Genomic DNA, 5,078 nt, shown 5'->3' with positions numbered 1-5,078 from the left:
TCCTGTCCCAGGTGGCGGCCAAATGCACGCGGGAACAATGCACCTGCCAGGCGCAGCAGTTCAGGCTCACTGCCCAGGTCAGAGGTGCTGTATTGTGATGTTTGTGCATACACACAAACATCACAACAAAGACCCAATAACCAACCACGACCTGATGATGCATGTTGCAACACCCCAACCACTGGAACCGAAACCTGAACCAATGCATCGGCCAGGCGCAACCACGGTTCAATGCCCTGGTCAGCAGGCAACCATTGTTCATGGGCACTGGAAAGCACCAGCGCATGACAACCTTCATCTGGGTGAGAGCGCAACAACACATCAACCAGGGATTCAACCAAAACAGCACCATCGGTGGCTGTGGCATCCAGCGCCACATGCCACAGCCCCGGTGAGGGTTGATCCAGCACCAATCCAGCACCAACCTGGGGGGGTGAGGCCACACGGTCCTGCCCTGTAACATCCCCTGATACCAGGCCCAAACCAGACCCTCCTGCAGGTATTTGCACCGCCAAATGGGCCTTGAGCAGGCCCAGTGCCTTGGCTGATTTGGTAACCAGGTTCAAAGCCAATTGGCGGGCTTTGTCATTCAGTTGCCCACCTGGTACGACCTGCCCTGTGTGACCTGCGTTGCGGCAGGCTTGGCCGGTACGGGCTTTGGGCCCATAAAGCCAGGTTTGGGCCTGCGAATAACCAAACCGTTGTGTAAGCACCGCCGCATCCTGTGTGGTGGCATAAACATTCGCATCAACATCCGTGTAGGCATAGTACTTCTCTGCTGCCAACAACATGAAGTCGCACATGGCACCCAACAACAAGCTCAGACCAATCGCATCTTCACTCATCACCGCAATCACAGGGTATGGAAACTCAATCAGACCAGCACACAAATCCTGTGCCCAGCTGGCCTGCTGTGCGGCCAGACCCAGGGATTCGTTGCTCAAGCCCTTGAGCAACAAAACCTGAATGGACGACTCTTCAGCAGCTCGCTGCAAACCAGCCAACAAGGCTTTGCCCTGGGCTTGCTGATCACCATCGCTCATCGGCATCAATTCCAACACACCAACACCATCACCCTGGTGATGCAAACGCACGCGGTCAGACTCATCAGCGTCCACAAAAGCCATCAGCGAAGGTGGTAACAACGACACTTTGGGTCCTGCCGAATAAGTCGGCAATGGCTCACTGGCCATCACTGCCGGATCAACCAAAGACAAGCCACTGGGCTTGTTCAGCACCGGTGCGCTGAGCTCACCGGATGATGAACCTGACTCATAAACCGGCAAATACACCGGGGTGGTCGGCTTTGCTGCCAACACCGGTAAGGACGGCGTGGCTGACATAGCCGGCTCATCACCCACTGGCAATGCAACCGACAACATCCGGCAATTCAATAATTGGGCACACAACTGACCTGATTCATCATACAAGTCAACATCCATTGCCGCCTGTGCGGGATGTTGATCCGAAAACGCCTGAACCCGGGCATACAAACGCGGGCTGCTGGCTCCCAACACATGCACCGTACCGATTTGCGAAACCATCCAGCGACTTGACTGACCGGCACCCAACAAACCTGACAACAATCCATGGGTCAGCGAGGGCGTCAACAAAACACCTGGCAACGAGTCAACCTCAAGCACTTCATATACCGGGTCATTCACATCAACGGCATCGGGCACGGCACGGGCTGTCAAATACCCATATCCCTGACAGTGTACGTGCTGAACCGATTCTGACGGCTCACTGTACACCTCAAAACCAACCTGACCTGAATCACCTGGCAACAATGCGATCATCAACTGACCATCACCAGCCACATATGGGTGACCAAAGGCCACCGAACCCAGGGCCAGCATCTGATCATCTGACAGAACACCAAAGGCATCTGACAAAGCCGCCCGGGCCAGCTCCAAATACGCCGAAACAGGAAAATGGCCTGACTCATTGGCCAGATAAAACTCATCACCAACAAACTCACTGCGGTAACTCAAATGATGCAGATTCGAGCAGTTGCTGTGTAACAACGGGTGTAGTTGCGCGGGCCGACTCAGTTCAACATCACCTGGCATCGACAACCAATAATGTTCCTCGGCAAAGGGGTAAGTCGGTAAACTCACCTTGTGCATCTGACGACCCACATACAACTGTGACCAATCCAGGGGCAAACCTTTCACCCACAACGACAGCAAACGTGACCACTGGCCTTCACTCACCCACTTATTAACCGCCGTTTGTAAGTCCTGATCTGAACCAAACAACGACAAGGTCTCACGACCCTGGTCTGTGTGCCCTTCATAAACATCATCCAGGCCCGATTCACCAGACACATAAGACCCCAGCTTCGAAAGCAGGTCCGCCATGTCTTCAACCACCAGACCAAGCCGGTGGGCCATCGGTTCACGGCCCGTTTGCAAGGTGTAACCAACTCCACCCAAATCAAGCTCTTCGCGAACCGATAAGTGATTCAACAAATCCGCCGCCCTGGCCTGCAGTTGCTCGCTTGTGCGCGCTGATAAAACAATCAGTACCGAACCGGCAACCACCGCTTGAGCAGCCGGTGCCACATATTCTTCAACCACCATGTGCGCGTTGGATCCTCCCGCGCCAAATGACGACAAGCCAGCCACCCGAGGGACCTGAACACCATCAACCTCCGGACGTTCCCAGGCACAAAGCGTCTGATTAACCTTGAAAGGACTGTTGGCAAAATCAATGTGTGGGTTCAGCGTCGATGAATGCAACGAGGGTGCAACCTGGCCATGACGCATTTGCAATAAAATCTTCGTCAAGCCAGCAATCCCTGCCGCCGCTTCACAATGACCAATGTTCGACTTGGCCGATCCCAACAGGCAATAACCCTTCTGATCGGTATCCATCCCAAACACCTTCGACAAACCATTGACTTCAATCGGGTCTCCCAGTGAGGTCCCCGTGCCATGGGCTTCAACATAACTGATGTGACGGGCATCAACGCCTGAACGACGCAATGCCAAATCAATCACCTGGGCTTGGGCCTGCGGATTAGGAACCGTAAAACCATGGGTCTTACCCCCGTGGTTCAATGCACTTGAACGAATCAATCCATGGATGTGGTCTCCTGCCTGCTGGGCATCTGACAACCGACGCAACAAAACAACACCAACTCCTTCACCAGGCACATAACCATCGCCACCTTCACCAAAACTTTGGCAACGCCCATCACTGGAGACAAACTGACCGGCACTGAGCATCAGGTACTTGTTTGGATGTATGCTGATGTTCACACCTCCGGCAACGCCAAAACTCGTTCGACCTTCCCGCAAATCCTGACAAGCCAGGTGAATCGCCGTCAATGACGATGAACACATCGTGTCCAGGGTCATGCTCGGTCCATGGGCATTGAGCACATATGAAACCCGGTTGGCGATGCTTGCAATGCTGCTGGCTGTACCCAGGCGAACACCTTGCAAACTCGATTCTGCTCCCAAAAGCTGGTATTCCCCATACATCACACCCACATAAACGCCAACCTGCCCGGGTGGTTCTTCTCCGTTTCCAGCACGCAAGCCCTCGCGGGTATAACCCGCTTCTTCCATCGCCTGCCAGGCGTGGGTCAAAAACAGCCGTTCTTGTGGATCCAGCAACTTCGCTTCCTTGGGTGAAATACCAAAAAAACGGGGGTCAAACACATCAACACCATCAATGAAACCACCCCACTTGCTAAAGTGGCCACCAGCGGCCGTGCGGTCTGCGGTGTAATAATCTTCCCAACGCCAGCGCGAAGCCGGTACTTCTTCAATGCAGTCCCGACCTGATTGTAAATTCAACCAATAGGACTCCAGGTCCGGTGACTGAGGGTAACTGCCACTGAGTCCAATGATCGCAATGGGATCAGTGGACAGCGGCTGAACAGCCGCTGTCCGGGGGCTGGCCGATGAGCTGGGCCGCGTCCTGAAACGGCGTTTGGTGAGCGCAACCCGGGGGGTATCAACTGACTTGGCTGCCGCGGCAGCAGCACCGCTCGGGGCAGCAGCACCTGAAGGGGTCGGGCTTGCCAGCAGCTCATCGAGCTGTTGGGCATGTGATTGCACAAAGTACTCACCCAGTTGAGCAATCGTTTGGTATTCAAAAAACAACGTCTTGGACAAGGTGCCAAACACCTTCTCCAGTTCACGTGTCAAACTCATCGCCAGAATCGAATCAATCCCATATCGTTCAAAGCCAACCTCCGGACCAACCTCTGACTCCGGCAACTTCAACCAACGGGAAAACTGACGGCTCAGGTACGCATTGACCCGGGCGTGAACATCTGGTTCGCTGGAAGCTGAAACAACTTCAGCCTCCCCGTGGGCCGGTTCTGCAACCGGATCATCAACAACCCTCACCACACCTTGGGCCGGTAACATCGCCTGCGGCAAACGGGAACGGTCTCCTGACAGCGCAATCACCTGATCCGAATCCAACAACAGGCTCTGACTGAACAGCCCAAGGCCTTCTTCATCGGACAACACCGACAAGCCCATCAGCTCTTTGAAAGCCGCTTGTTCTTCTGCCGTCATCTGCATCCCACCTGAGGACCACAGCGGCCAATTGATCGATACCGTCCTGCCATGGCACAAACCAGCCGAGACCGCCGCATTGCGGTGGGCCGCAAAACCATCCATAAAACCATTGGCCGCCGCATAATCTGCCTGACCTGCGTTACCTCCCCAAGCAGACAACGAAGAAAACAGCACCATGAAATCCAACGGCAAATGCGCACTGGCTTGCGACAGGTTCACACTGCCTGCAACCTTCGGTGACAACACTTGGGCACAAGCCGAAGCCTCTTTGTGCAACAACAACCCATCTGACAACATCCCGGCCATGTGCAAAACACCATCAACCCGGCCGGTGGCCGAAACCACCCGTTCAAACATCGCGCTGACCGACGATAATGACGACAAATCAACCTGCTCATAAAGAACCTGTTCATCTGCACCTGATAACTGTGCCAATAAACTGGCGCGGTTGGCATCCAAAGCTTCCCGGCCAGTCAAAACCAGCCGAACCCCTTCGGCCTGGTCCAGTATCCAACGCGCAAAAACACGGCCCAA

Annotated in this window: 1 protein-coding gene; it reads right to left on the bottom strand. The window is 54.6% G+C overall.

The features are described 5' to 3' along the window. The coding region (locus tag B0475_RS17185) for an SDR family NAD(P)-dependent oxidoreductase (RefSeq protein ID WP_157893048.1) at nucleotides 1-5,078 on the bottom strand (5,078 nt) is incomplete at both ends.

Origin of the sequence: Marinicella sediminis (genome assembly GCF_002000055.1) — a bacterium.
Taxonomy (GTDB): domain Bacteria; phylum Pseudomonadota; class Gammaproteobacteria; order Xanthomonadales; family Marinicellaceae; genus Marinicella; species Marinicella sediminis.
This window is presented reverse-complemented; position numbering and strand designations above follow the sequence as displayed.